Source organism: Streptomyces sp. NPDC004788, assembly GCF_053601115.1.
The window spans coordinates 1-26,949 of sequence record NZ_JBSGBF010000106.1 but is presented as its reverse complement, the minus strand read 5'-3'; the positions used below and the strand labels follow the sequence as shown (position 1 = coordinate 26,949).

Here is a 26,949-nt window from a genome sequence, read left to right as displayed (position 1 = left end):
GCCGGGGCGGTTTCGTATGACGGTTGGCCTGCCTGACCTGCCTGACCTGCCTGACCTGCCTGGCCCGGTGCCCGGCCCCGCCTGACCGCCCGGTGACCCGGCCTGGCGGCTCGCGCCCGCGGCCCGGTGGCCCGGCCTGGCGGCCCGGTGACCCGGTGGTCTGGGCCGGTGGCCCGGTGGTCTGGGCCGGTGGCCCGGTGGTCCGCGCCGCCCGTGGCCCGGCGGTCCGCGCCGCGCGGCGCGCGTCGTCGGCGGCGTGCCCCGTATCCGCGTCGGGCGGCCCGGGAATTCCCCGGCCCGCCCCCGTCGTTTTCCGGACAAGCCCCGCAACGGGTCCCGGGCGGAGCACCATGGTCTTGACGGCGGTCGTCTCAGCACTCAGCCGCGTGAGCACCGGCACCGTCAGGTCGATACGATGGCCTTTCCGGGCCTGACCGGGGGACCCGGAACCTCCCCCAGACCCCGTCCGGGGGGACCTTAGAGGAGCGCTCTTGCCAGACGAGGCCCAGCCACTCTCCGCCGCGCAGCCCGACAAGCAGGCCGGCCAGGCCGCGCCGGGAGCCGCCGCGTCCCAGAACCCGCCTGCGGAGACCAGGCCCAGGCCCTCGGCGCCCGCACCGGCTCCGGCCGCCCGGCCCACGCCGGCGCCGCCGGCCCGCTCGGGCGGCTCCTCCAGCCGCGTCCGCGCGCGTCTCGCCCGGCTGGGCGTCCAGCGCTCCTCCCCGTACAACCCGGTCCTCGAACCGCTGCTGCGGATCGTCCGCTCCAACGACCCGAAGATCGAGACGGCGACCCTGCGCCAGATCGAGCGCGCCTACCAGGTCGCCGAGCGCTGGCACCGCGGCCAGAAGCGCAAGAGCGGCGACCCGTACATCACGCACCCGCTCGCCGTCACCACCATCCTCGCCGAGCTCGGCATGGACCCGGCGACCCTGATGGCCGGCCTCCTGCACGACACCGTCGAGGACACCGAGTACGGCCTGGAGGACCTGCGCCGCGACTTCGGCGACCAGGTCACCCTCCTCGTCGACGGCGTCACCAAGCTCGACAAGGTCAGGTTCGGCGAGGCCGCGCAGGCCGAGACCGTCCGCAAGATGGTCGTCGCCATGGCCAAGGACCCCCGGGTCCTCGTCATCAAGCTCGCCGACCGCCTGCACAACATGCGCACCATGCGCTACCTCAAGCGGGAGAAGCAGGAGAAGAAGGCCCGCGAGACCCTGGAGATCTACGCCCCGCTGGCGCACCGGCTGGGCATGAACACCATCAAGTGGGAGCTGGAGGACCTCGCCTTCGCGATCCTCTACCCCAAGATGTACGACGAGATCGTCCGGCTCGTCGCCGAGCGCGCCCCCAAGCGCGACGAGTACCTGGCCATAGTGACCGACGAGGTCCAGGCCGACCTCCGGGCCGCCCGCATCAAGGCCACCGTCACCGGCCGCCCCAAGCACTACTACAGCGTCTACCAGAAGATGATCGTCCGCGGCCGTGACTTCGCGGAGATCTACGACCTGGTCGGCATCCGCGTGCTCGTGGACACCGTCCGCGACTGCTACGCGGCCCTCGGCACCGTCCACGCGCGATGGAACCCGGTCCCCGGCCGGTTCAAGGACTACATCGCGATGCCGAAGTTCAACATGTACCAGTCGCTGCACACGACGGTCATCGGACCCAACGGCAAGCCGGTCGAGCTGCAGATCCGCACCTTCGACATGCACCGCCGCGCCGAGTACGGCATCGCCGCGCACTGGAAGTACAAGCAGGAGGCAGTCGCCGGCGCCTCCAAGGTGCGCGCCGACGTGCCGAAGAAGGCCGGCAAGGACGACCACCTCAACGACATGGCGTGGCTGCGCCAGCTGCTCGACTGGCAGAAGGAGACCGAGGACCCCTCGGAGTTCCTGGAGTCGCTGCGCTTCGACCTCTCCCGCAACGAGGTCTTCGTCTTCACGCCCAAGGGCGACGTCATCGCGCTGCCCGCCGGCGCGACCCCCGTCGACTTCTCGTACGCGGTCCACACCGAGGTCGGCCACCGCACCATAGGAGCCCGGGTCAACGGCCGGCTGGTGCCGCTGGAGTCGACCCTCGACAACGGCGACCTGGTCGAGGTCTTCACCTCCAAGGCGGCCGGCGCCGGACCCTCCCGCGACTGGCTCGGCTTCGTCAAGTCGCCGCGCGCCCGCAACAAGATCCGCGCCTGGTTCTCCAAGGAGCGCCGCGACGAGGCCATCGAGCAGGGCAAGGACGCCATCGCCCGGGCCATGCGCAAGCAGGGCCTGCCGATCCAGCGCATCCTCACCGGCGACTCGCTGGTCACGCTCGCCCACGAGATGCGCTACAGCGACATCTCCTCGCTGTACGCGGCGATCGGCGAGGGCCACGTCACGGCCCAGTCCATCGTGCAGAAGCTGGTCCAGGCGCTCGGCGGCGAGGAGGCCGCGACCGAGGACATCGCCGAGACCCACCCGCCGGTCCGCGGCCGCTCCAAGCGGCGCGCCGGTTCCGACCCGGGCGTGGTGGTCAAGGGCGTCGACGACGTGTGGGTGAAGCTGGCCCGCTGTTGCACCCCGGTGCCCGGCGACCCGATCATCGGCTTCGTCACCCGCGGCAGCGGCGTCTCCGTCCACCGCAGCGACTGCGTCAACGTGGAGTCGCTGTCCCGGGAGCCCGAGCGGATCCTGGACGTCGAGTGGGCGCCCACGCAGTCCTCGGTCTTCCTCGTCGCCATCCAGGTCGAGGCCCTGGACCGGTCCCGGCTCCTGTCGGACGTCACCCGCGTCCTGTCGGACCAGCACGTCAACATCCTGTCGGCGGCCGTGCAGACCTCCCGCGACCGGGTGGCCACCTCGCGCTTCACCTTCGAGATGGGCGACCCCAAGCACCTGGGCCACGTCCTGAAGGCCGTGCGGAGCGTGGAGGGCGTCTACGACGTGTACCGCGTGACCAGCGCCCGCAGGCCGTGACGGCGGCGTAAGGCGGTACGAGGAAGGGCCCCCGGCGACTCCCGCCGGGGGCCCTTCCTCGTACCGCACGGGTACGGCAGCGGACGACTCAGCCGCCGAACTCCTGCAGGCCCTTCAGCGCCTGGTCGAGCAGGGCCTGACGGCCTTCGAGCTCCTTGGCGAGCTTGTCGGCCTTGGCGTCGTTGCCCGCCGCGCGGGCCGCGTCGATCTGCTTGCGCAGCTTGTCGACCGCGTCCTGGAGCTGGCCCGTGAGACCCGCGGCGCGGGCCCGCGCCTCCGGGTTGGTGCGGCGCCACTCGGCCTCCTCGGCCTCCTGGATCGCGCGCTCCACGGCGTGCATCCGGCCCTCGATGCGGGGGCGGGCGTCGCGCGGCACGTGGCCGATGGCCTCCCAGCGCTCGTTGACGGCACGGAACGCGGCGCGGGCCGCCTTCAGGTCCGTCACCGGCACCAGCTTCTCCGCCTCGACCGCGAGCTCCTCCTTCAGCTTGAGGTTCTCGGTCTGCTCGGCGTCGCGCTCGGCGAACACCTCGCCGCGGGCCGCGAAGAACACGTCCTGGGCGCCGCGGAAGCGGTTCCACAGGTCGTCCTCGTGCTCGCGCTGGGCCCGGCCCGCCGCCTTCCACTCCGCCATCAGCTCGCGGTAGCGGGCGGCCGTCGCGCCCCAGTCGTTCGAGTTCTGCAGGGCCTCGGCCTCGGCGACCAGACGCTCCTTCGTCTTGCGGGCGTCCTCGCGCTGCGCGTCCAGCGCGGCGAAGTGGGCCTTGCGACGCTTGGAGAAGGCCGAGCGGGCGTGCGAGAAGCGGTGCCACAGCTCGTCGTCGGACTTGCGGTCGAGCCGGGGCAGGCCCTTCCAGGTGTCCACGAGCGCCCGCAGCCGCTCGCCGGCGGCGCGCCACTGCTCGCTCTGCGCCAGCTCCTCGGCCTCGGTGACCAGGGCCTCCTTGGCGGAGCGGGCCTCGTCGGCCTGCTTCGCCTTCTGGACCTTGCGCTCCTCACGGCGCGACTCCACCGTCTCGGCCAGCTTGTCGAGCCGGGCGGAGAGGGCGGCCAGGTCGCCGACCACGTGGTGCTCGTCCACCTGGTGGCGGATGTGCTCGATGGCGGCCGTCGCGTCCTTCGCCGAGAGGTCGGTGGTCCTCACCCGCTTCTCGAGGAGGCCGATCTCGACCACCAGGCCCTCGTACTTGCGCTCGAAGTAGGCCAGCGCCTCCTCGGGGCTGCCGGCCTGCCACGATCCGACGACCTGCTCGCCCTCGGCCGTACGCACGTACACGGTGCCCGTCTCGTCGACGCGGCCCCACGGGTCGCTGCTCACAGCGCCTCCTCAACATGATGCCGACGCGGGGTTCCCGCCCCTGGCATCGTCCACGGTTTCCCGGCGGGCCTCGCCCGCCCTCCACAGCGCGGCCGGCGGCCTGCGCTGCACAACGCCAATCTAGGCGAACGGCGGCCCGGCTGTCCGCACTCAGCGCGACCGAAATTCCACGGTCACGCCGGGGTGCGCCCGCCGGGCCGCCTCCGTCCCGTCCACCGGCTCACTTCTTGGTGACGGTGGCCTTCTCGATCGTGACGGCCTTCTGCGGCGCGCCGTCGCCCGAGCCGCCCTGGACGCCGGCCTTGGCCACGTCCTCGACGACCTTGACGCCCGCCGGGTCGAAGGTGCCGAACGGGGTGTAGTTCGGGGGCAGCTTGGTGTCCTTGTAGACGAGGAAGAACTGGCTGCCGCCGGTGCCCGGGCCGGCGTTCGCCATCGCCACGGTGCCCTTCGGGAAGGTGACCGTGCCGTCCTTGCCGGCCTTGCCGAGGCCGTTCAGGTTCTCGTCCGGGATGGAGTAGCCCGGGCCGCCGGTGCCGTCGCCCTTCGGGTCGCCGCACTGGAGCACGTAGATGCCCGAGGTGGTGAGGCGGTGGCACTTGGTGCCGTCGAAGAACTTCTTGTCGGCGAGGTGCTTGAAGGAGTTCACGGTGTGCGGGGCCTTCGCCGCGTCCATCGTGACCGTGATGTCGCCGACGTTGGTCTTGAGGGCCATCGTGTACGTGGCCTTCTTGTCGATCGCCATCGCGGGCTCGGGCTGCGCCGGAGTGGTCGGCGTCGCGCTCGGCGTGTCCGACGCCGAGGCCGCGCTGTCGGTGCTGTTCGAGTCGTCGCCGGACAGTGCCACCGAGGCCCACACGGCGCCGCCCGCCGCGAGCACCACCGCGAGCGACGAGGCGATGACGGTGTTCCGCCGCGCCTTGCGCCGCGCCTCCTCACGGCGCTGCTGCTGCCGCACGTACTTCTCCCTGGCGAGCTGCCGCCGCCGCTGATCGCTGCTGACCACCGGGTCCGCTCCTTGTCCTGTCGATCGTCTGTTCAGTCCTGGCCGGATGTGCCCGTACCGTATACGGGTTGGCTGTGGAACAGACACCGCCGGTAGGCTCTGATCTGCTGCATTCCGTTGCTTTCCGCATCGCCGCAGCCATCTGCCGGACGACACAGAAGGACGATCGTGCTGATTGCCGGGTTCCCCGCCGGGGCCTGGGGCACCAACTGCTACGTGGTCGCCCCCGCCGCAGGCGAGGAGTGCGTCATCATCGACCCGGGCCACCAGGCCGCCCAGGGAGTCGAGGAGACGCTGAAGAAGCATCGGCTCAAGCCCGTCGCCGTGGTCCTCACCCATGGCCACATCGACCACGTCGCCTCCGTCGTCCCGGTCTGCGGCGCCCATGACGTACCCGCGTGGATCCACCCCGAGGACCGGTACATGATGAGCGACCCGGAGAAGGCCATCGGCCGCTCCATCGGGATGCCTCTCATGGGCGAGCTGACCGTGGGCGAGCCGGACGACGTGCGCGAGCTCACCGACGGCGCCGAGCTGAAGCTCGCGGGCCTCGAAATCAGCGTCGCGCACGCCCCTGGTCATACCAAGGGGTCGGTGACCTTCAGGACCCCGGAGACCACGGAGGTTCCCTCCGTGTTCTTCTCCGGCGACCTGCTCTTCGCCGGCTCCATCGGCCGCACCGACCTGCCCGGCGGTGACATGGACGAGATGCTCGCGTCGCTGGCCCGTGTGTGCCTGCCGCTCGACAACTCGACCGTGGTCCTGTCGGGGCACGGTCCCCAGACGACCATCGGCCAGGAGCGCGCCACCAACCCCTATCTGCGGCAGGTGGCCGCCGGCCTCGGGAGCGACTTCCAGGCTCCCCGACGAGGAATGTGACGAGAGACTTCCGTGAGCACCTTCAAGGCCCCCAAGGGCACCTTCGACCTCATCCCGCCGTTCTCGGCGACGTACCTCGCCGTCCGTGACGCCATCTCCGCCCCGCTGCGGAAGTCCGGCTACGGGTACGTCGAGACGCCCGGCTTCGAGGACGTCAACCTGTTCGCCCGCGGTGTCGGCGAGTCCACCGACATCGTGACCAAGGAGATGTACACCCTCACCACGAAGGGCGGCTCGAACCTCGCGCTGCGCCCCGAGGGGACCGCCTCCGTGCTGCGTGCGGCTCTGGAAGCCAACATGCACAAGGCCGGCGGCCTGCCGGTGAAGCTGTGGTACTCGGGCTCCTACTACCGCTACGAGCGCCCGCAGAAGGGGCGCTACAGGCACTTCTCGCAGGTCGGTGCCGAGGCCATCGGCGCCGAGGACCCGGCGCTCGACGCCGAGCTGATCATCCTGGCCGACCAGGCGTACCGCTCGCTCGGCCTGCGTGAGTTCCGCATCCTGCTCAACTCGCTCGGCGACAAGCAGTGCCGTCCCGTCTACCGCGAGGCCCTGCAGACCTTCCTGCGCGGTCTCGACCTGGACGAGGAGACCCTGCGCCGCGCCGAGATCAACCCGCTGCGGGTCCTCGACGACAAGCGGGCCGACGTCCAGAAGCAGCTGGTCGACGCCCCGCTCCTGAAGGACTACCTGTGCGAGGAGTGCAAGGCGTACCACTCCGAGGTGCGTGAGCTGCTCACCGCGGCGGGCGTGGCCTTCGAGGACGACGCCAAGCTGGTCCGCGGCCTGGACTACTACACCCGGACCACCTTCGAGTTCGTCCACGACGGTCTCGGTTCGCAGTCCGCGGTCGGCGGCGGCGGCCGTTACGACGGCCTGTCCGAGATGATCGGCGGCCCCGCGCTGCCGTCCGTCGGCTGGGCGCTCGGCGTGGACCGCACGGTCCTGGCCCTGGAGGCCGAGGGCATCGAGCTCGACATCCCGCCGGCCACCAGCGTGTTCGCGGTGCCGCTGGGCGACGAGGCGCGCAAGGTGCTGTTCGGCCTCGTCACCGAGCTGCGCAAGGACGGCGTGGCGACGGACTTCAGCTTCGGGGCGAAGGGCCTCAAGGCCCACATGAAGAACGCCAACCGCTCCGGCGCCCGCTTCGCCGTGGTCGCCGGCGAGCGCGACCTCGCCGAGGGCGTGGTCCAGCTCAAGGACATGGAGTCCGGCGAGCAGGAGCCGGTGGCCGTGGACCGGCTGGTCGAGACGGTGAAGGCGAAGCTCGGCTGAGCCGAAGACGTGGATGAGGAGGGCCCGGCCCGCGTGTGCAGCGCGGACCGGGCCTTCCCGTACGTACGGGGCCGGCCGCTCAGCCGTCGAGATCCGTCCTTACCCACCGCTCACGCCACCCGTGCGAACGTGTGCGGCAGAATGACCGTGCCTGTGCCCCGCAGCGAGAAGAGCGAGTAGACCGACATGACCAAAGCAGCGGCCGCGAACGAGACCGCCGGGCGCGGCACCGGGCGGGAGGACTCCCGCACCATCGGCGCCGGCCGTGGCCTCGCCTGGCTCCTGGTGATCACCGGCGCCGCCGGGCTGCTGGCTTCCTGGGTGATCACGCTCGACAAGTTCAAGCTCCTCGAGAACCCGAACTTCGTCCCCGGGTGCAGCCTGAACCCGGTCGTCTCCTGCGGCAGCGTGATGAAGAGCTGGCAGGCGTCGGTGTTCGGCTTCCCGAACCCGATGCTCGGCCTCGCCACGTACTCCGTGGTGATCGCCATCGGCTTCGGCCTGCTCGCCGGCGCCCGCTACCGCCGCTGGTACTGGCTCGGCCTCAACGCCGGCATGCTCTTCGGCGTCGGCTTCTGCACCTGGCTGATGACCCAGTCGCTGTACGTGATCAACGCCCTGTGCCTGTGGTGCGTCCTCGCCTGGGTCGCCACCATCGTCATGTTCTGGTACACGACCTCGCACAACGTCCGCCGGGGCGTCATCCGTGCCCCGCAGGGCCTGCGCACCTTCTTCGACGAGTTCACCTGGGTCCTGCCCGTGCTGCACATCGGCGTCATCGGCATGCTGATCCTGACCCGCTGGTGGGACTTCTGGACCAGCTGAGGTCCACGGAGGCACACCGGGCTGTCAGTGGTCTCGCTTAGGCTTCATCAACGTGGAGCCCGACCTTTTCACCGCAGCCGCGGAAGAACGCCAGGAGAAGGACCCGGCCAGCAGCCCGCTGGCCGTGCGGATGCGCCCGCGCACCCTCGACGAGGTCGTGGGCCAGAGCCATCTGCTCAAGCCGGGCTCGCCGCTGCGCCGCCTCGTCGGTGACGGGAACGCCGACGGCAGGCACAGCCCGGCCGGTGCCTCCTCGGTGATCCTGTGGGGGCCGCCCGGCATCGGGAAGACCACCCTGGCGTACGTGGTCTCCAAGGCCACCAACAAGCGCTTCGTCGAGCTCTCCGCGATCACGGCCGGCGTCAAGGAGGTCCGCGCCGTCATCGACGGGGCCCGGCGGGCCGTGGGCGGCTTCGGCCGGGAGACCGTCCTCTTCCTCGACGAGATCCACCGCTTCTCCAAGGCCCAGCAGGACTCGCTGCTCCCGGCCGTCGAGAACCGCTGGGTGACGCTCATCGCCGCGACCACGGAGAACCCGTACTTCTCGGTGATCTCCCCGCTGCTCTCCCGCTCGCTGCTGCTCACTTTGGAGCCGCTCACCGACGACGACCTGCGCGGACTGCTCCACCGGGCGCTGACGGAGGAGCGCGGACTCGGCGGGGCGGTCACCCTCGACGAGGACGCCGAGGCGCACCTGCTGCGGATCGCCGGCGGCGACGCCCGGCGCGCCCTGACGGCCCTGGAGGCGGCCGCCGGCGCGGCGATCGCCAAGGGGGAGCCGGCGATCAGCCTGGAGACGGTCGAGGAGACCGTCGACCGGGCGGCGGTGAAGTACGACCGGGACGGCGACCAGCACTACGACGTGGCGAGCGCCCTCATCAAGTCGATCCGCGGCTCGGACGTGGACGCGGCGCTGCACTACCTGGCCCGGATGATCGAGGCGGGCGAGGACCCCCGGTTCATCGCCCGGCGCCTGATGATCTCCGCGAGCGAGGACATCGGCCTCGCCGATCCGAACGCGCTGCCGATCGCCGTGGCCGCCGCCCAGGCCGTCGCCATGATCGGCTTCCCCGAGGCGGCGCTGACCCTGAGCCACGCCACCATCGCCCTGGCCCTGGCCCCGAAGTCCAACGCGGCGACGAACGCGATCTTCGCCGCCCGGGCCGACGTCCAGGCGGGCCTCGCCGGACCGGTCCCGCCCCATCTGCGCGACGGCCACTACAAGGGCGCGGCCAAGCTCGGCCACGCCCAGGGGTACGTGTACCCGCACGACGTCCCGGGCGCCATCGCGCCGCAGCAGTACGCCCCGGACGCGATCCACGGCCGGCGCTACTACGAGCCGACGCGCTACGGCGCCGAGGCGCGGTACGCGGACGTGGTGGAGAAGGTCCGCGAGCGCCTCAGGGGCGAGAGCTGACGAAGGCCGGGGTACGGGGCGTCCGGCGGACCCGGTACACTCGTCTGAAGTGCTGCGTCCCGTGTCCGGCTTCGGTCGGCATCACCAGAACGGGACAGGCAGCCGGAGCCCCGGCCTTCGGGCGGGGTCTCCAGGAGCGTCGCGCACCTTCGAAGGTGTCGCGGGCAACCCACCACCACCGGGAATCCCCGGAGCGGGCGGTGGGTCGTTCGCGTGCTGCACGTATGTGCCCAGACCAGGGAGCGGCTGCCCGGCAGGTCCCTCGCGGACCCGACGGGTTTCCCCGGCTGCGGATTGCGACCTCCCTAACCCTGGTGAAGCCGTATTCGAAACAGTGAGAGAGGTTGGTTCATGGCGAACCAGTCCCGTCCCAAGGTCAAGAAGTCGCGTGCCCTCGGCATCGCGCTGACCCCGAAGGCCGTCAAGTACTTCGAGGCCCGCCCCTACCCGCCGGGCGAGCACGGCCGTGGCCGCAAGCAGAACTCGGACTACAAGGTCCGTCTGCTCGAGAAGCAGCGTCTGCGCGCCCAGTACGACATCAGCGAGCGCCAGATGGCGCGCGCCTACGACCGCGCCAAGAAGGCCGAGGGCAAGACGGGCGAGGCGCTGGTCGTCGAGCTCGAGCTGCGCCTCGACGCCCTGGTCCTGCGTTCGGGCATCGCCCGCACCATCTACCAGGCCCGCCAGATGGTCGTCCACGGCCACATCCAGGTCAACGGCCAGAAGGTCGACAAGCCGTCCTTCCGCGTCCGTCCCGACGACGTCGTGATGGTCCGCGAGAAGTCGCGCAACAAGACCCTCTTCCAGGTCGCTCGCGAGGGTGGCTTCGCCGCCGAGGGCGAGACCCCGCGCTACCTGCAGGTCAACCTGAAGGCCCTGGCCTTCCGCCTCGACCGCGACCCGAACCGCAAGGAAATCCCGGTCATCTGCGACGAGCAGCTGGTCGTCGAGTACTACGCCCGCTGATCTCCAGCAGGCCGTAGTACCACCCCCGCGGTGTTCAGCCCGCCGCTTCCCCACCCCTCGTGGTGGGGGAGCCGGCGGGCTTCCGCGTGTCCGGGACCGGTGCCCGGCCGGAACGGAACGGGCGCGGCTGCGCCCCGGCGCCCGCACCCCCGGGGCCGGCCGGATCCCGGCGCTCGGCGAGCGCCCGGTCCACCGCCGCGTCCAGCGACAGCGCCTGCCCCTCGCCGTACCAGGCCGCGTACCCCTCGGCGCCGAGCGCCTCGCTCGCCTGCCGCTCGCACGACAGCCGCGGCCCGTTGAAGTGCGCCGAGCCGAACAGCGGCAGACCCACCGCGTCCCACACCGGCATCGCCGCGCCCTGCAGCACCGCCGCCTCCGCCGGATCGCCCTCCGCCATCGTCACCAGGGCGAGCAGTTCGAGCGCCAGCACCAGGCCCACCAGGTCGTGGAAGAGGTGGTTGATCGTGACGCACTCGGTGAGCAGCTCGCGCGCCGCCGCGTGGTCGCCGCCGGTCAGCGCCGCGTACGCCAGCACATAGAGCGCGTACGCCCGGGTCCAGCGCTCGCCGCGCTCCTCGCAGATCTCCCGGACCTCGGCGCACAGCGCGACCGCCCCCTCCAGATCACCCTGGAAGGCCCGCGCGAGCGCCAGCTCGACCTGGCCCATCAGGACGTTGCTGTTCAGCTCGCCCAGCTCCCGGTACGCCTCCAGGGACCGGCCGATCAGTTCCTCGGCGCGCGGCAGGTCGTCCGAGAGCAGCGCCAGACAGCCCAGCCGGTGCGTCGCGTACGCCCCCGCCATCGCGCTGCCCGACTCCCGCGCCCGCTCCGCGCACTCGTGCAGCGCCGCCACCGCCGCCGTGTCGTCGCCCTGCAGGATCGCCACGTAGCCGAGCACCCACAGCGCCTTGAGCCGCGCGTCCTCGTGCTCCGCGGCCACGCCGAGCGAGCGGTCCAGCCAGTGCCGGCCCTCCGAGAGGCGGCCGCACCCCGCCCAGTAGAACCACAGCGTCCCCGCCAGGTGCTGGGCGAGCGAGGCGTCCTCCGGCACCTCCAGGCACAGTTCGAGCGCCGCGCGCAGATTCGGCAGCGCCACGTCCGTCGCCGCCGCCACCTCCGCCTGCCGGGGACTGAACCACTCCAGCTCGCACCAGGTCGCCAGCCCCATGTACCAGTCCCGGTGCCGGCGCCGCATCCGCTCCGTGTCGCCGAGCGCCGACAGCCACTCCGCCCCGTACGCGGCGACCGTGTCGAGCATCCGGTAGCGCGGGCCCGCCGCCGTCTCCTCGCGGGCCACGAGGGACTGCGCGAGCAGTTCGCCCAGCACGTCGAGGACCCGGTCCGCGGGCAGTCCGGCGCCCCCGCACACGTACTCCACCGCCTCCAGGTCGAACGGCCCCGCGAACACCGACAGCCGCGCCCACAGCAGCCGCTCCTCCGGCGTGCACAGCTCGTGGCTCCAGCCGATCGCCGTGCGCAGCGTCTGGTGCCGGGCGAGCGCCCCCCGCCGCCCGCCGTCGAGGAGCCGGAAGCGGTCGTCGAGCCGGCGGAGCAGCTGCTCCGCCGTGAGCAGCGGCAGTCGCGCCGCCGCCAGTTCGATCGCGAGCGGGATCCCGTCGAGCCGCCGGCACAGCTCCCGCAGGATCCGCGCGTCGGCCACGCGCGCCGCCCCCGCCTCCGCCGCGCGGCCCGCGAGCAGCTCCATCGCGTCAGCGTCCGCCATCGGCGCCAGCGTGAGCACCGCCTCGCCGTCCAGCCGCAGCGGCCGGCGGCCCGCCGCCAGGACGGTGAGCCCCGGGCAGCGGCGCAGCAGCTCCCGCAGCAGCGCCGCGCACTCCTCCACCAGGTGCTCGAAGCCGTCCACCACGAGCAGCAGCCGCAGCTCGGCGAGGTGCTCCACGAGCACCTGGCGCGGCCCGCGCACGGTGTGGTCGGTCAGACCGAGCGCCTCGACCAGGGCGTGCGCCACCAGGCCGGGGTCGCGCAGGGACGCCAGCTCGGCGAGGCGGACCCCGTCGGCAAAGCGTTTCTGCAGTGCCGCTGCGGAGCGCAGCACCAGCCTGGTCTTGCCGACCCCGCCCACCCCGACGACCGTGACCAGCCGGAACTCACCGAGGAGCAGGGCCAGTTCGTCCTGTTCGGCGGCCCGTCCCACGAACCGGTTCAGCTCCGCCGGGAGATTGCTCCGTCGCATGGGACACGGAGCGTACTCACCCGCGCGCTCTCCGTACAATTCGTTCCGTGCAACTCCCGTCCCACGGGCGCTAATGCGGTACGGCGGAAGACCTCCGGCGCGATAGGGTCGGAGGACGTTTATCAACAGGGTTCCGACGACCGTCGGGGGCCCGACGACAGCAGAGAGCGGTGCGCAGTGACCGGTGGTGAGGTTGCCGGGATCCTGGTGGCCGTGTTCTGGGCGATCCTCGTCTCCTTCCTCGCCGTGGTGCTGGTGAGGCTGGCGCAGACGCTCAAGGCGACCACGAGGCTCGTCGCGGACGTGACCGACCAGGCCGTTCCGCTGCTCGCCGACGCCTCCACGGCCGTGCGCGCGGCGCAGACCCAGCTCGACCGGGTCGACGCCATCGCCTCGGACGTCCAGGAGGTCACCGCCAACGCCTCCGCGCTGTCCACCACCGTCGCCTCCACCTTCGGCGGCCCGCTCGTCAAGGTCGCCGCCTTCGGTTACGGCGTGCGCCGCGCGCTGGGCCGCGACCGGCAGGACGCGCCGGCCGCGCGCGAGCGGCGTACGGTGATCGTCGGCCGCGCCGTGCCGTCCGCGAGGCGCCGGAAGCAGAAGGGCTGAGCAGGATGTTCCGCCGTACGTTCTGGTTCACCGCGGGCGCCGCAGCCGGCGTGTGGGCCACCACCAAGGTCAACCGGAAGCTCAAGCAGCTGACCCCGGAGAACCTGGCCGTCAAGGCGGCCGACAAGGCCGTCGAGGCCGGTCACCGGCTCAAGGACCGCGCCGTGGACTTCGCCCTCGACGTGCGGGCGAACATGGCGCAGCGCGAGGCCGAGCTCGGCGAGGCGCTCGGCCTGGACGCACCCGTGGCGCCGGAACCCGGCCGGGCCCTGCCGGCCCCGCGCGGCCGGGCCGCGCTCGGCGCCCGGACCACCAGAAGCACGACAGAACCGACAGACACGACCGGCGTATACACGCTCTCGTACAACCGGAATGAGGACCACTGATGGAGTCGGCTGAAATCCGCCGCCGCTGGCTGAGCTTCTTCGAGGAGCGCGGGCACACCGTCGTCCCTTCGGCGTCGCTCATCGCGGACGACCCGACTCTGCTGCTCGTCCCCGCCGGCATGGTGCCCTTCAAGCCCTACTTCCTGGGTGAGGTCAAGCCGCCCTACACGCGCGCCTCCAGCGTGCAGAAGTGCGTGCGCACGCCCGACATCGAAGAGGTCGGCAAGACCACCCGCCACGGCACGTTCTTCCAGATGTGCGGCAACTTCTCCTTCGGCGACTACTTCAAGGAAGGCGCCATCAAGCTCGCCTGGGAGCTGCTGACCACGCCGGTGGAGCACGGCGGCTACGGGCTCGAGCCGGAGAAGCTCTGGATCACCGTCTACCAGGACGACGACGAGGCCGAGCAGATCTGGCGCGACGTCGTGGGCGTCCCCGCCGAGCGCATCCAGCGCCTCGGCAAGAAGGACAACTTCTGGTCCATGGGCGTCCCCGGCCCCTGCGGCCCCTGCTCCGAGATCAACTACGACCGCGGCCCCGAGTTCGGCGTCGAGGGCGGCCCGGCCGTCAACGACGAGCGGTACGTCGAGATCTGGAACCTCGTCTTCATGCAGTACGAGCGGGGCCAGGGCATCGGCAAGGAGGACTTCGAGATCCTCGGCGACCTGCCGTCCAAGAACATCGACACCGGCCTCGGTCTCGAGCGCCTGGCGATGATCCTCCAGGGCGTGCAGAACATGTACGAGACGGACACCCTCAAGGTCGTCATCGACAAGGCCACCGAGCTCACCGGCGTCGCCTACGGCAAGGCCCACGACTCGGACGTCTCCCTGCGCGTGGTCGCCGACCACATGCGCACCTCCGTCATGCTCATCGGTGACGGCGTCACCCCGGGCAACGAGGGCCGCGGCTACGTGCTGCGCCGCATCATGCGCCGCGCCGTCCGCAACATGCGCATGCTCGGCGCCACCGGCCCGGTCGTCGGCGAGCTCGTCGACACCGTCATCCGGACGATGGGCGAGCAGTACCCGGAGCTGGAGACCGACCGCAAGCGCATCGAGACGGTCGCCCTCGCCGAGGAGGCCGCATTCCTGAAGGCCCTCAAGGGCGGCACCAACATCCTCGACACCGCCGTCACCGAGACCAAGGCCGCCGGCGGCACGGTCCTCTCCGGCGACAAGGCGTTCCTGCTCCACGACACCTGGGGCTTCCCGATCGACCTCACCCTGGAGATGGCCGCCGAGCAGGGCCTCTCCGTGGACGAGGACGGCTTCCGCCGCCTGATGAAGGAGCAGCGGGAGCGCGCCAAGGCCGATGCCCAGGCCAAGAAGACCGGCCACGCCGACGTCACCTCGTACCGCGAGATCGCCGACACCGCCGGCGCCACCCAGTTCACCGGCTACACCAACACCGAGGGCGAGACCACCGTCGTCGGCCTGCTGGTCAACGGTGTCCCGTCGCCGGCCGCCTCGGAGGGCGACGACGTCGAGGTCGTCCTCGACCGCACCCCGTTCTACGCCGAGGGCGGCGGCCAGCTCGCCGACCACGGCCGGATCAGGCTGCACTCCGGTGCCGTCATCGAGATCCGCGACGTGCAGCAGCCGGTCCCCGGCGTCTCCGTGCACAAGGGTTCGGTGCAGGTCGGCGAGGTCACCGTGGGCGCCACCGCCTACGCCGCCATCGACGTGCGCCGCCGCCGGGCCATCGCCCGCGCCCACAGCGCCACCCACCTGACCCACCAGGCGCTGCGCGACGCCCTCGGCCCGACCGCCGCCCAGGCCGGTTCGGAGAACTCCCCGGGCCGCTTCCGCTTCGACTTCGGCTCGCCGAACGCCGTCCCCGGCACCGTCCTCACGGACGTCGAGCAGAAGATCAACGAGGTGCTGTCGCGCGAGCTCGACGTGCACGCCGAGGTCATGCCGATCGACGAGGCCAAGCGTCAGGGCGCCATCGCCGAGTTCGGCGAGAAGTACGGCGAGCAGGTCCGCGTCGTCACCATCGGCGACTTCTCCAAGGAGCTGTGCGGCGGTACGCACGTCCACAACACCGCCCAGCTGGGCCTGGTGAAGCTGCTCGGCGAGTCGTCGATCGGCTCGGGCGTGCGCCGTATCGAGGCCCTGGTCGGCGTCGACGCGTACAACTTCCTCGCCCGTGAGCACACGGTCGTCGCCCAGCTGCAGGAGCTGGTCAAGGGCCGCTCGGAGGAGCTGCCGGAGAAGATCTCCGCCATGCTCGGCAAGCTGAAGGACGCCGAGAAGGAGATCGAGAAGTTCCGCGCGGAGAAGGTCCTGCAGGCCGCCGCCGGTCTGGTCGACTCCGCCCGGGACGTCCGCGGCGTGGCCCTCGTCACCGGCCAGGTGCCGGACGGCACCGGCGCCGACGACCTGCGCAAGCTGGTCCTCGACGTGCGCGGCCGCATCCCGTCGGACCGCCCGGCCGTCGTGGCCCTGTTCACCACGGCCAACGGCAAGCCGCTGACGGTCATCGCCACCAACGAGGCCGCCCGCGAGCGCGGCTTCAAGGCCGGCGAGCTGGTCCGCACGGCCGCCAAGACCCTCGGCGGCGGCGGTGGCGGCAAGCCGGACGTCGCCCAGGGCGGCGGCCAGAACCCGGAGGCCGTCGGCGCCGCCATCGAGGCCGTCGAGCGTCAGGTGCTGGAGATCGCGTGACGATGCGTCGAGGCCGCCGCATCGCGGTCGACGTCGGTGACGCCCGGATCGGGGTCGCCTCGTGCGACCCCGACGGGGTGCTCGCCACGCCGGTGGAGACCGTGCCGGGGCGTGACGTCCCGGCCGCCCACCGGCGGCTGCGCCAGATCGTCGAGGAGTACGAGCCGATCGAGGTCGTCGTGGGCCTGCCCCGCTCGCTGAGCGGGCGGGAGGGCCCGGCCGCGACGAAGGTCCGCGCCTTCGCCCGCGAGATGGCCAAGGGCATCGCCCCGGTCCCGGTCCGGCTGGTGGACGAGCGGATGACCACGGTGACGGCGACCCAGGGGCTGCGGGCCTCCGGCGTGAAGTCGAAGAAGGGACGTTCCGTCATCGACCAGGCCGCTGCTGTGATCATCCTTCAAGCCGCTCTTGAGTCCGAACGGGTATCAGGTAATCCGCCCGGTGAGGGCGTCGAAGTGGTCTCCTGATCGCGATACGGTAACGTTCCGCGCGATGCGGCGGTGTTCGAACAGCTGCCGCACTACGTAGAGGCGGAACGTCCGGAAGCCTCGCGGCTGTTTGGGGATCGATGACTGAGTATGGCCGGAGCCCCGGCTCCGAACCGTGGCACCCCTCGGACCCCTTGTACGGGGACCAGGGGTGGGAAGGCCAGCAGCAGTACCCGCAACAGGCGCAGTACGGCCAGCAGGACCCGTACGCCCACCAGGACCCTTACGGGCAGCAGCAGGCTCAGCAGCCCCAGCACCCGCATGCCGACGGCATGTACCAGCAGCAGGCGCAGGGCTACGGCGCGCAGCAGTACGCCGGACAGCAGTACGGCGAGCAGTACGGACACGGGAACCCGGGCGGTTACGACACGCCCGGGTATCCCGCACAGCAGTACGACGGCGGCAACTGGGAGACCGGCCAGGCCGCCATGCCGTACAACGCCCCGCCCGCCGACCCCTACGGCGGCCAGCAGCCCGACCTCTACGGAACCCCCGAGGCCTACCCGCCGCCGCAGCCCCCCGGCCGGCGCCAGGTGCCGCCGCAGCCGACCGACGAGTGGCAGGAGCCCGAGCCGGAGGAGGAGAACCACCCCTTCTTCACCGGCGGCGGCGACGGTCACGACGACGAGGACGACGACGGGTACGAGGAGGAGCCGGGCGGCCGCCGCGGCCGCCGGAGCGGCAAGGGCGGCAAGTCCGGCAAAGGCAACAAGGGCCGCAAGGCCAAGAACGGCATGGCGTGCCTCGTGGTCGCCGCCGTCATCCTGGGCGGCGTGGGCGGACTCGGCTACGTCGGCTACAAGTTCTACCAGGGCAAGTTCGGCGCGGCCCCCGACTACGTCGGTGAGGGCACGGGCGACGTCCAGGTCGAGATCCCGCCGGACTCCGGCGGCTACGCGATCGGCAACATCCTCAAGAAGGCCGGTGTCGTCAAGAGCGTCGACGCCTTCGTGTCGGCCCAGCAGAAGAACCCCAAGGGGATCACCATCCAGGCGGGCGTCTACACCTTGAGGAAGGGGATGTCGGCCGAGAGCGCGGTGGCTCTCATGCTGAGCCCGGTGAGCCAGGCCAACTTCGTCCTCCCGCCCGGACAGCGGAACGCCTGGGTGTACGCGGAGATCGACAAGCGCCTCGGCCTCAAACCGGGCACGACCAAGGACATCGCGGTCAAACAGGCGGACAGCCTCGGCCTGCCCGACTGGGCCAAGAACCACGAGAACGTGAAGGACCCGCTGGAGGGCTTCCTCTTCCCGTCGAGCTACCCGGTCGCCAAGGGCAACAAGCCCGAGGACGTCCTGCGGAAGATGGTCGCGCGCTCGAACGCCGAGTACACCGAACTCGACCTGGAGTCGAAGGCGAAGGACATGGGGCTCAAGGGCCCGTGGGAGCTGCTGACCCTCGCCAGCCTGGTCCAGGCAGAGGGCAAGACCCACGACGACTTCACCAAGATGGCCGAGGTCGTCTATAACCGCCTCAGCCCGGCGAACAAGGAGACCTATCAGCTCCTGCAGTTCGACTCGACGTACAACTATCTGATGGGTCAGAGCAAGATCAAGATCACCCGCAAGGAGATCCTGAACAACCCCGACCCGTACAACACGTACCGGCAGAAGGGCCTGACGCCCGGGCCGATCGACAACCCGGGCAAGGAAGCCCTGGTGGCCGCGATGAACCCGACGAAGGACGGCTGGATGTACTTCGTCGCCACCGACGGCATGAACAAGACCGAATTCGCCAAGACCCTCGCCGAGCACGACAGGCTCGTCGAGAAGTTCAACGCGGGAAACTGAGATGACCACCAGCCGACGGGCGGCCGTGCTCGGCTCGCCCATCGCCCACTCGCTCTCCCCGGTCCTGCACCGGGCCGCCTACCGGGAGCTCGGCCTCGACGACTGGTCGTACGACCGCTTCGAGGTCGACGAGGCCGCGCTCCCCGGCTTCGTGCGGGAGCTCGACGCGTCGTGGGCGGGGCTCTCGCTCACGATGCCGCTCAAGCGGGCGATCATCCCGCTGCTCGACGAGGTCACCGACACCGCGGCCTCCGTCGAGGCCGTCAACACGGTCGTCCTCACCGAGGACGGCCGCCGCGTCGGCGACAACACCGACATCCCTGGCATGGTCGCCGCGCTGCGCGAGCGGGGCGTCGAGAAGGTCGACTCGGCGGCGGTCCTCGGCGCCGGCGCCACCGCCTCCTCGGCGCTGGCCGCGCTCGCGCGGATCTGCTCGGGGCCGGTCACCGCGTACGTACGGAGCGAGGCGCGGGCCGAGGAGATGCGCGGCTGGGGCGAGCGGCTCGGCGTCGACGTGCGCACCGCGGCCTGGGAGGACGCGGCCGAGGCGTTCGCAGCGCCGCTGGTGATCGCCACCACGCCCGCCGGGACCACCGACGCGCTGGCCGCGGCCGTCCCCGACGCGCCCGGCACCCTCTTCGACGTGCTGTACGACCCGTGGCCGACCCGGATCGCGGCCGCCTGGTCGGCCCGCGGCGGCAAGGTGGTCGGCGGGCTCGACCTGCTCGTCCACCAGGCGGTGCTCCAGGTCGAGCAGATGACCGGCCGGGCGCCCGGGCCGCTCGCGGCGATGCGGGCGGCGGGGGAGAAGGCGCTCGGCGAGCGCTGACGGCTGGGCGGGAAGACGGAAGACAGACAGGGGGGACGGGGACGTGCTGCTCGCGTCCAAGTGGGAAGCCGGATTCGAACTGGTGCGGCTGCTGCTGCGGCTGGTGGCGCTCGCGTTCAGGGAGCTGCCCGACTGGATCCGGTATCCGTTGCTCGCCCTGGGGGGCGCTCTGTTCGTCTACGAGGTGGTGACCCGCGGCCGCGACTGGTGGCGGGAGCGGCGGAAGACGCTCGCCGACCGCTGACCCTCACCCCCACGTCCGGGCCACCTCGTTCTGACGTTCCCCGCCTCGGTCTGACGTTTCCGGCCGTGTCCTGACATGACTGTGGCGCTCGCCACGCGAGACTTGCGTTCCGACCAGTGGACCGACGATCGATCGGCGGCGCGGACGTGAAAGGATCGGGTACGGCGGACCGGGGCCGCGCACCCGGGTCGCGCCGCAGTGCCCAGGCGCGAGCATGAGGAGCATCGTTGAGCAGGTTGCGTTGGCTGACGGCGGGGGAGTCGCACGGCCCCGCGCTGGTCGCGACCCTTGAAGGACTTCCGGCAGGCGTTCCGGTCACCACGGAGCTGGTGGCGGACCACCTCGCACGGCGGCGCCTCGGCTATGGACGCGGTGCCCGCATGAAGTTCGAGCAGGACGAGGTCACCTTCCTCGGCGGCGTCCGGCACGGCCTCTCGCTCGGCTCGCCGATCGCGGTCATGGTCGGCAACACCGAGTGGCCCAAGTGGGAGAAGGTCATGTCGGCCGACCCGGTCGACCCCGCGGAGCTCAAGGAGACGGGCCGCAACGCGCCCCTGACCCGCCCGCGCCCCGGCCACGCCGACCTCGCCGGCATGCAGAAGTACGGCTTCGACGAGGCCCGGCCGATCCTGGAGCGCGCCAGCGCCCGGGAGACCGCGGCCCGCGTCGCGCTCGGTGCCGTGGCCCGCTCCTTCCTGAAGGAGGCGGCCGGCATCGAGATCGTGTCGCACGTCGTGGAGCTGGCCGCCGCGAAGGCGCCGTACGGCGTCTACCCGACCCCGGCCGACGTCGAGCGGCTCGACGCCGACCCGGTGCGCTGCCTCGACGCCGACGCGTCGAAGGCGATGGTCGCCGAGATCGACCAGGCCCACAAGGACGGCGACACCCTCGGCGGCGTCGTCGAGGTCCTCGCGTACGGCGTGCCCGTCGGCCTCGGCTCGCACGTCCACTGGGACCGCCGGCTCGACGCGCGGCTCGCCGCCGCGCTCATGGGCATCCAGGCCATCAAGGGCGTCGAGGTCGGCGACGGCTTCGACCTCGCCCGCGTGCCCGGCTCGAAGGCCCACGACGAGATCGTCAAGGGCCCGGACGGCATCAAGCGCACCTCCGGCCGCGCCGGCGGCACCGAGGGCGGTCTGACCACCGGTGAGCTGCTGCGCGTGCGCGCCGCGATGAAGCCCATCGCGACCGTCCCGCGCGCCCTCGCCACCGTGGACGTCGCCACCGGTGAGGCGGCCGCCGCCCACCACCAGCGCTCCGACGTCTGCGCCGTCCCGGCCGCCGGCATCGTCGCCGAGGCCATGGTCGCGCTCGTCCTCGCGGACGCCGTCGTCGAGAAGTTCGGCGGCGACAGCGTCCCCGAGACCCGCCGCAACGTCCAGTCGTACCTCGACAACCTGCACATCCGGTGACCGGCGGACCCCTCGTCGTCCTCGTCGGCCCCATGGGCTCCGGCAAGTCCACGGTGGGCGCGCTGCTGGCCGAACGGCTCGGCGCCGCCTACCGGGACACCGACGCGGACATCGTCGCCACCGAGGGACGCGAGATCGCGGACATCTTCGTCGAGGACGGCGAGGACCACTTCCGCGCCCTGGAACGGGAAGCCGTCCGCACCGCCGTCGCCGAGCACGAGGGCATCCTCGCGCTCGGCGGCGGCGCCGTGCTCGACCCCGGCACCCGCGCCCTGCTCGCCCCGCTGCCCGTCGCGTACCTCTCCATGGACGTCGAGGCGGCCGTCCGCCGCGTCGGACTCGGCGCCGCCCGGCCGCTGCTCGCCGTCAACCCGCGCCGCCAGTGGCGCGAGCTGATGGACGCGCGCCGCCATCTGTACGAAGAAGTCGCGAGCGTCGTCGTCGCCACCGACGAGCGCACCCCCGAAGAGGTCGCCCAGGCGGTCCTCGACGCACTGGAGTTGAAGAACGTATGACGGACCAGGAAGTGACCCGTATCCAGGTCGGCGGCTCCGCGGGCACCGATCCGTACGAGGTGCTGGTCGGCCGGCAGCTGCTCGGCGACCTCGCGGGGCTCATCGGCGCCGGCGCCAAGCGCGTGGCGGTGATCCACCCCGAGGCGCTCGCCGAGACCGGCGAGGCGCTGCGCGCCGACCTCGCGGACCAGGGCTACGAGGCCGTCGCCATCCAGGTGCCCAACGCCGAGGAGGCCAAGACCGCCGAGGTCGCCGCCTACTGCTGGAAGGCCCTCGGCCAGACCGGCTTCACCCGCAGTGACGTCATCGTCGGCGTCGGCGGCGGCGCCACCACCGACCTGGCCGGCTTCGTCGCCGCGACCTGGCTGCGCGGCGTGCGCTGGATCGCCGTGCCGACCACCGTGCTCGGCATGGTCGACGCGGCCGTCGGCGGCAAGACCGGCATCAACACCGCCGAGGGCAAGAACCTCGTCGGCGCCTTCCACCCGCCGGCCGGGGTCCTCTGCGACCTGGCCGCGCTCGACTCGCTGCCGGTCAACGACTACGTCTCCGGCCTCGCCGAGATCATCAAGGCCGGCTTCATCGCCGACCCGGTCATCCTCGACCTGATCGAGGCCGACCCGCAGGCCGCCCGCACCCCGGCCGGCCCGCACACCGCCGAGCTGATCGTGCGGTCGATCAAGGTCAAGGCCGAGGTCGTCTCCGGCGACCTCAAGGAGGCCGGCCGCCGCGAGATCCTCAACTACGGGCACACCCTCGCGCACGCCATCGAGAAGAACGAGCGGTACAAGTGGCGCCACGGCGCCGCCGTCTCCGTCGGCATGGTCTTCGCCGCCGAACTCGGCCGGCTGGCCGGCCGGCTCGACGACGCCACCGCCGACCGGCACCGCGCCGTCCTGGAGTCCGTCGGCCTGCCGCTCACTTACCGCGGCGACCAGTGGCCCAAGCTCCTGGAGACCATGAAGGTCGACAAGAAGTCCCGCGGCGACCTGCTGCGCTTCATCGTCCTCGACGGCCTCGCCAAGCCCACCGTCCTGGAGGGCCCCGACCCGGCCGTCCTGATCGCCGCCTACGGCGAGGTGTCCGCGTGACCGCGCCGCGCCGCGTCCTGGTGCTGAACGGCCCGAACCTGGGCCGGCTCGGCTCCCGCGAGCCCGACATCTACGGCGCCACCTCCTACAAGGGGCTCGTCGAGTCCTGCCGCAGCCTCGGCGAGCAGCTGGGCCTCGACGTCGAGGTGCGCGAGACCAACGACGAGGGCGAGATGATCCGCTGGCTGCACGAGGCCGCCGACGGTTCGATCCCGGTCGTCCTCAACCCGGGCGCCTTCACCCACTACTCGTACGGGATGCGCGACGCGGCCGCCCAGCGCACGGCGCCGCTGATCGAGGTGCACATCTCGAACCCGTACACCCGCGAGGAGTTCCGGCACACCTCGGTGGTCGCCGCGGTGGCCACCGGGACCGTCGCCGGCTTCGGCATCGGCTCCTACCGGCTCGCCCTGCGCGCGCTCGTGGAGGAACTGGACGCCTGACCGTCCCGCCCTCCCGGGCACCTTCAGCCGCCCCCGGCCGTTTCCCTTGCGGAAGCCGGGGGCGGTAACGTTCCGGCAACGGAACTGACGGCGGACGAGACGGAGTGGCACCGGATGCAGCACGGGATGGGGGCTCCGCTGCCGCCGCAGGTACCGGTGGGTCACCCGGTGGGACTGCCGCACGGCCCGCAGGCCCCCGCCACCGCCCACCCGCAGGCGCCCGCCGCCGGCGCACCCGCTCCCCACCCGCAGGCGCCCGCCCCCGCCGTACCGGCTCACCCCCCGCAGCCGCCGGTCTCCGGCGCACCGCCGCACGGCCCGCAGGCGCAGGCTCCCGGCGCACCGGCCCCTCACCCGCAGGCCCCCGGCCCCGGCGCACCGGCTCATCATCCGCAGGCCCCCGCCCCCGGCGCACCGGCTCATCATCCGCAGGCCCCCGCCTCCGGCGCACCCGGCCACCACTCCCAGGCGCCCGCCCCCGGCGTACCCGCCCACGGTCCGCACCCGCCGGTGCCCCCGCCGCCCGGGCACCACCCGTACCCGCCGCCGGGCGCGGCCCCCGCCGCGGCCGCGCACGGGTCCCCGGCCGGCTGGAGCGGCGGCCCGGCCACCGGGCACGTCGTGCTGCCGCCGCCGGTCGCCGGCACCGGTGCGGCGACCATAGCCGTGCTGCTCATCGGCCCGGCCGGAGCCGGCAAGACCACCGTGGCCCGGCACTGGGCCGCCCGCCGGCCGGTGCCGACCGCTCACATCAGCCTCGACGACGTACGCGAATGGGTCTGCTCCGGCTTCGCCGACCCTCAGTCCGGCTGGAACGAGAACTCCGAGGCGCAGTACCGGCTCGCCCGCCGCACCTGCGGCTTCGCCGCCCGCAACTTCCTCGCCAACGGCATCTCCTGCATCCTCGACGACGCCGTCTTCCCCGACTGGCCCGTCGTCGGCCTCGGCGGCTGGAAGCGCCACGTCGGCCCCGGCCTGCTGCCCGTCGTGCTGCTGCCCGGCCTGGACGTCGTCCTGGAGCGCAACGCCGAGCGCAGCGGCAACCGGCGCCTCTCCGACGAGGAGGTCGCCGCGATCCACGGCCGCATGGCCGGCTGGTACGGCTCCGGGCTGCCGATCATCGACAACTCCTCGTACGACGTGGAGACCACCGCCCGGGTCCTGGACGACGTCCTCGCCCGCGCGATATCCGGCCAGCCCCTCGGCTAGGACCGGTCGGCCGCGCCCGGTCGGCGGCGCCCAACAGGCCGGGGTGCCCGGGCGCTCGTAGGCTCGGAACATGTCAGAGGTGTATGCGGAGCGTCGGGTACGGCTGCGTGACCGGTGCGCGGCCACGGGCAGCCCGGCGGCCCTGGTCTCCCGGCCCGCCAACGTCCGCTATCTCACGGGTGGTTCGCCCGCCGGCGCCGTGCTGCTGCTCGGCCCCGACGAGGACGTGCTGCTCCGTCCGACCGCCCCGGCCGGCGATCCGGCCGACGGACACGTCGACGAGTTGCTGCGCCAGCTGGTGCTCCCCGTCGACGGCGGCGATCCGGCGGTCGCGGCCGTCGACTTCGCCCGCAAGGCGGGCACGGACGCCCTCTCCGTGGAGGAGCACCACCTGACCGTCGCCCGGCACCGGGCCATGGGCTCCGTGGCGCCCGGCCTGCGGCTCGCCGACCTGTCGACGGCAGTCGAGCAGCTTCGGATCGTCAAGGACGAGGACGAGATCGCCTGTCTGCGGATCGCCGCCGAGATCGCCGACCAGGCCCTCGGCGAACTCCTGGAGTCCATCCTGGTCGGCCGGACCGAGCGGCACCTCGCGCTGGAGCTGGAGCGGCGACTGGTGGACCACGGCGCCGACGGCGCCGCCTTCCCCACCTCCGTGGCCACCGGGCCGCACTCCGGCCGGCCCGGGCACAAGCCCACCGACCGGCGCGTCGAGGAGGGTGACTTCCTCTCCGTCTGCCTCGGCGCCAGCTACCGCGGCTACCGCTGCGAGATCGGCCGCACCTTCGTCATCGGCACCACCCCGGCCGACTGGCAGATCGAGCTCTACGACCTCGTCTTCGCCGCTCAGCGGGCCGGCCGGGAGGCCCTCGCGCCCGGCGCCGACTACCGCGACGTGGACCGCGCGGCCCGGCAGATCCTCGCCGCGGCGGGCCACGCGGACGCCACCACGGCCCTCACCGGGCACGGCGTGGGCCTGGAAATCGACGAGGACCCGCAGCTCGCACCCGCGGCCATGGGTAAACTGGACGCTTGTGTGCCGGTCACCGTCGAACCGGGGGTCCACCTCCCGGGCCGGGGCGGGGTCCGGATCGATGACACGCTCGTCGTACGCCAGGAGGCGGACGGCGGACCCGAGCTACTCACCATCACGACCAAGGAGCTGCTCGCGCTGTAGGCGCGCCCTGCCTTCTCGGTCACGTCAGTCCAGGAGATTCCGCAACCGTGGCTTCCACGAACGACCTCAAGAACGGCATGGTGCTCAAGCTCGAAGGCGGCCAGCTCTGGTCCGTCGTCGAGTTCCAGCACGTCAAGCCCGGCAAGGGCCCGGCCTTCGTGCGCACCAAGCTCAAGAACGTGCTGTCCGGCAAGGTCGTCGACAAGACCTTCAACGCTGGCGTGAAGGTCGACACCGCCACCATCGACCGCCGCGACATGCAGTTCTCCTACATGGAGGGCGACTACTTCGTCTTCATGGACATGGAGACCTACGACCAGCTGCACGTCGACCGCAAGACCGTCGGCGACGCCGCCAACTTCCTCATCGAGGGCTTCGAGGCCACCATCGCGCGGCACGAGGGCGAGGTGCTCTACGTCGAGCTCCCGGCCGCCGTCGTCCTGACGATCGAGCACACCGACCCGGGCGTCCAGGGCGACCGCTCCACCGGTGGCACCAAGCCGGCCAAGCTGGAGACCGGCCACGAGATCCAGGTCCCGCTCTTCGTCACCACCGGTGAGAAGGTCAAGGTCGACACCCGCACCAGCGCCTACCTCGGCCGGGTGAACGACTAACCGTGGCCGCCCGGAGCAAGGCCCGCAGGCGGGCCTTCCAGATCCTGTTCGAGGCCGACCAGCGCGGTGCCTCGGTGCAGGAAGTCCTCGCGGACCAGGTCCGGCTGCACCGGAACGACGACCGCCAGCCGCCGGTCAACGAGTTCACCATGCAGTTGGTCGAGGGCTACGCCAAGCACGTGGCCCGGATCGACGAGCTCATCGCCACCTATGCGGTGGACTGGGACCTCGACCGGATGCCGGCCGCCGACCGGAACATCGTGCGCCTCGCGGCGTACGAGCTGATCTGGGAGGACGGCACGCCGGACGCGGTGGCGATCGACGAGGCCGTGAACCTCGCCAAGGAGTTCTCCACGGACGAGTCGCCGACCTTCGTCAACGGCCTGCTCGCGCGCTTCAAGGACCTGAAGCCGCGGCTGCGCCGGGACGCCGACGCCTAGTCCGTCCACGCGCCCTCAGGCAGTCGAAAGGGGCCCGCAGCACCTCGTGTGCTGCGGGCCCCTTCGTCGTACCGCCGTACTGGTGGGCGAAAGCGCCGGGGGGCCCGGGGGGGGGGGGTGGGGCCGCGGGCCGCCGGGGGGGGGTAGAGACACATGGGAGAGGAAGCACATAAGGGGGGATGGGGGTGTGGGGGGT

The 26,949-nt window shown here is 72.0% G+C and carries 24 protein-coding genes; 21 read left to right on the top strand and 3 right to left on the bottom strand.

Going from position 1 to position 26,949, the window contains the following annotated elements; translation table 11 throughout:
• Positions 1-491 precede the first annotated feature (491 nt).
• A complete protein-coding gene (locus tag ACWEJX_RS32125; RefSeq protein ID WP_451610939.1) occupies positions 492-2,957 on the top strand; it encodes a RelA/SpoT family protein in 2,466 nt (821 codons plus the stop codon).
• A gap of 88 nt (positions 2,958-3,045) precedes the next feature.
• Here the strand turns inward: ACWEJX_RS32125 and ACWEJX_RS32120 are convergent, their stop codons facing one another.
• Both ACWEJX_RS32120 and ACWEJX_RS32115 read right to left on the bottom strand, forming a co-directional pair.
• Entirely contained in the window at positions 3,046-4,275 is a 1,230-nt protein-coding gene (locus ACWEJX_RS32120) for a DUF349 domain-containing protein (protein ID WP_451610938.1), read from the bottom strand.
• 220 nt (positions 4,276-4,495) lie between these two features.
• Positions 4,496-5,281, bottom strand: coding sequence for a peptidylprolyl isomerase (locus ACWEJX_RS32115; RefSeq protein ID WP_451610937.1), 786 nt, complete (start codon positions 5,279-5,281; stop codon positions 4,496-4,498).
• A 168-nt stretch (positions 5,282-5,449) separates the two neighbouring features.
• Between ACWEJX_RS32115 and ACWEJX_RS32110 the strand changes: the two genes are divergently transcribed.
• The 5 genes from ACWEJX_RS32110 to rpsD all read left to right on the top strand — a co-directional run bounded on the left by ACWEJX_RS32110 (position 5,450) and on the right by rpsD (position 10,643).
• Positions 5,450-6,160: an MBL fold metallo-hydrolase gene (locus ACWEJX_RS32110; protein ID WP_451610936.1), complete on the top strand. Its 711-nt coding sequence runs from the start codon at positions 5,450-5,452 to the stop codon at positions 6,158-6,160.
• A 12-nt stretch (positions 6,161-6,172) separates the two neighbouring features.
• Complete coding sequence (hisS, locus tag ACWEJX_RS32105) at positions 6,173-7,435, top strand: histidine--tRNA ligase (protein ID WP_451610935.1); 1,263 nt, start codon at positions 6,173-6,175, stop codon at positions 7,433-7,435.
• A gap of 186 nt (positions 7,436-7,621) precedes the next feature.
• Complete coding sequence (locus tag ACWEJX_RS32100) at positions 7,622-8,260, top strand: vitamin K epoxide reductase family protein (protein ID WP_451610934.1); 639 nt, start codon at positions 7,622-7,624, stop codon at positions 8,258-8,260.
• 52 nt (positions 8,261-8,312) lie between these two features.
• Positions 8,313-9,677, top strand: coding sequence for a replication-associated recombination protein A (locus ACWEJX_RS32095; RefSeq protein ID WP_451610933.1), 1,365 nt, complete (start codon positions 8,313-8,315; stop codon positions 9,675-9,677).
• Positions 9,678-10,028: 351 nt separating this feature from the next.
• Positions 10,029-10,643, top strand: a complete 615-nt coding sequence (gene rpsD / locus ACWEJX_RS32090) for a 30S ribosomal protein S4 (protein ID WP_451610932.1) — start codon at positions 10,029-10,031, stop codon at positions 10,641-10,643.
• Between the two features lie 34 nt (positions 10,644-10,677).
• Here the strand turns inward: rpsD and ACWEJX_RS32085 are convergent, their stop codons facing one another.
• The gene (locus ACWEJX_RS32085) at positions 10,678-12,837 is read right to left on the bottom strand and encodes an ATP-binding protein (RefSeq protein ID WP_451610931.1); all 2,160 of its coding nucleotides are present in this window, start codon (positions 12,835-12,837) and stop codon (positions 10,678-10,680) included.
• A gap of 177 nt (positions 12,838-13,014) precedes the next feature.
• Here ACWEJX_RS32085 and ACWEJX_RS32080 point away from each other — a divergent pair, with 177 nt between their 5' ends.
• The 15 genes from ACWEJX_RS32080 (at position 13,015) to nusB (ending at position 26,753) form a co-directional block, all read left to right on the top strand.
• Positions 13,015-13,446, top strand: coding sequence for a DUF948 domain-containing protein (locus ACWEJX_RS32080; RefSeq protein WP_451610930.1), 432 nt, complete (start codon positions 13,015-13,017; stop codon positions 13,444-13,446).
• Positions 13,447-13,451: 5 nt separating this feature from the next.
• On the top strand, positions 13,452-13,832 hold the full coding sequence (locus tag ACWEJX_RS32075) for a hypothetical protein (RefSeq protein ID WP_451610929.1): 381 nt from the start codon (positions 13,452-13,454) through the stop codon (positions 13,830-13,832).
• Positions 13,832-16,501: an alanine--tRNA ligase gene (alaS, locus tag ACWEJX_RS32070; RefSeq protein WP_451610928.1), complete on the top strand. Its 2,670-nt coding sequence runs from the start codon at positions 13,832-13,834 to the stop codon at positions 16,499-16,501. The genes ACWEJX_RS32075 and alaS overlap by 1 nt, the downstream gene beginning before the upstream one ends.
• Positions 16,502-16,503: 2 nt before the next feature.
• Positions 16,504-16,968 (top strand): Holliday junction resolvase RuvX, encoded by a 465-nt coding sequence (gene ruvX, locus ACWEJX_RS32065; RefSeq protein WP_451610941.1) that lies wholly within the window; start codon positions 16,504-16,506, stop codon positions 16,966-16,968.
• A 101-nt stretch (positions 16,969-17,069) separates the two neighbouring features.
• Positions 17,070-18,779, top strand: coding sequence for an endolytic transglycosylase MltG (gene mltG, locus ACWEJX_RS32060; protein WP_451610927.1), 1,710 nt, complete (start codon positions 17,070-17,072; stop codon positions 18,777-18,779).
• 1 nt (position 18,780) lies between these two features.
• Positions 18,781-19,608 (top strand): shikimate dehydrogenase, encoded by an 828-nt coding sequence (locus tag ACWEJX_RS32055; protein WP_451610926.1) that lies wholly within the window; start codon positions 18,781-18,783, stop codon positions 19,606-19,608.
• 43 nt (positions 19,609-19,651) lie between these two features.
• Positions 19,652-19,852 carry a hypothetical protein gene (locus ACWEJX_RS32050; RefSeq protein WP_451610925.1) on the top strand — a complete coding sequence of 67 codons (201 nt, stop codon included), beginning with the start codon at positions 19,652-19,654 and terminating at the stop codon, positions 19,850-19,852.
• Positions 19,853-20,079: 227 nt separating this feature from the next.
• On the top strand, positions 20,080-21,264 hold the full coding sequence (gene aroC, locus ACWEJX_RS32045; protein ID WP_451610924.1) for a chorismate synthase: 1,185 nt from the start codon (positions 20,080-20,082) through the stop codon (positions 21,262-21,264).
• Entirely contained in the window at positions 21,261-21,779 is a 519-nt protein-coding gene (locus ACWEJX_RS32040) for a shikimate kinase (RefSeq protein ID WP_451610923.1), read from the top strand. The genes aroC and ACWEJX_RS32040 overlap by 4 nt, the downstream gene beginning before the upstream one ends.
• Complete coding sequence (gene aroB / locus ACWEJX_RS32035) at positions 21,776-22,870, top strand: 3-dehydroquinate synthase (protein WP_451610922.1); 1,095 nt, start codon at positions 21,776-21,778, stop codon at positions 22,868-22,870. Before ACWEJX_RS32040 ends, aroB begins: the two co-directional genes overlap by 4 nt.
• Positions 22,867-23,313: a type II 3-dehydroquinate dehydratase gene (gene aroQ, locus ACWEJX_RS32030; protein WP_451610921.1), complete on the top strand. Its 447-nt coding sequence runs from the start codon at positions 22,867-22,869 to the stop codon at positions 23,311-23,313. The genes aroB and aroQ overlap by 4 nt, the downstream gene beginning before the upstream one ends.
• A 174-nt stretch (positions 23,314-23,487) precedes the next feature.
• Entirely contained in the window at positions 23,488-24,522 is a 1,035-nt protein-coding gene (locus ACWEJX_RS32025; protein ID WP_451610940.1) for an AAA family ATPase, read from the top strand.
• 70 nt (positions 24,523-24,592) lie between these two features.
• Positions 24,593-25,699 (top strand): aminopeptidase P family protein, encoded by a 1,107-nt coding sequence (locus ACWEJX_RS32020; protein WP_451610920.1) that lies wholly within the window; start codon positions 24,593-24,595, stop codon positions 25,697-25,699.
• A gap of 47 nt (positions 25,700-25,746) precedes the next feature.
• A complete protein-coding gene (gene efp, locus ACWEJX_RS32015) occupies positions 25,747-26,313 on the top strand; it encodes an elongation factor P (RefSeq protein ID WP_451610919.1) in 567 nt (188 codons plus the stop codon).
• A gap of 2 nt (positions 26,314-26,315) precedes the next feature.
• Positions 26,316-26,753 carry a transcription antitermination factor NusB gene (nusB, locus tag ACWEJX_RS32010; protein WP_451610918.1) on the top strand — a complete coding sequence of 146 codons (438 nt, stop codon included), beginning with the start codon at positions 26,316-26,318 and terminating at the stop codon, positions 26,751-26,753.
• The last annotated feature ends 196 nt before the right edge of the window (positions 26,754-26,949 follow it).

Excerpts from the sequence above, each read along its gene's own strand:
- ACWEJX_RS32100 (WP_451610934.1), top strand. The coding sequence starts at position 7,622 with ATGACCAAAGCAGCGGCCGCGAACGAGACCGCCGGGCGCGGCACCGGG.
- rpsD (WP_451610932.1), top strand. The coding sequence starts at position 10,029 with ATGGCGAACCAGTCCCGTCCCAAGGTCAAGAAGTCGCGTGCCCTCGGC.
- ACWEJX_RS32085 (WP_451610931.1), bottom strand. The coding sequence starts at position 12,837 with ATGCGACGGAGCAATCTCCCGGCGGAGCTGAACCGGTTCGTGGGACGG.
- ACWEJX_RS32075 (WP_451610929.1), top strand. The coding sequence starts at position 13,452 with ATGTTCCGCCGTACGTTCTGGTTCACCGCGGGCGCCGCAGCCGGCGTG.
- alaS (WP_451610928.1), top strand. The coding sequence starts at position 13,832 with ATGGAGTCGGCTGAAATCCGCCGCCGCTGGCTGAGCTTCTTCGAGGAG.
- ruvX (WP_451610941.1), top strand. The coding sequence starts at position 16,504 with ATGCGTCGAGGCCGCCGCATCGCGGTCGACGTCGGTGACGCCCGGATC.
- mltG (WP_451610927.1), top strand. The coding sequence starts at position 17,070 with ATGACTGAGTATGGCCGGAGCCCCGGCTCCGAACCGTGGCACCCCTCG.
- ACWEJX_RS32055 (WP_451610926.1), top strand. The coding sequence starts at position 18,781 with ATGACCACCAGCCGACGGGCGGCCGTGCTCGGCTCGCCCATCGCCCAC.
- aroB (WP_451610922.1), top strand. The coding sequence starts at position 21,776 with ATGACGGACCAGGAAGTGACCCGTATCCAGGTCGGCGGCTCCGCGGGC.
- ACWEJX_RS32020 (WP_451610920.1), top strand. The coding sequence starts at position 24,593 with ATGTCAGAGGTGTATGCGGAGCGTCGGGTACGGCTGCGTGACCGGTGC.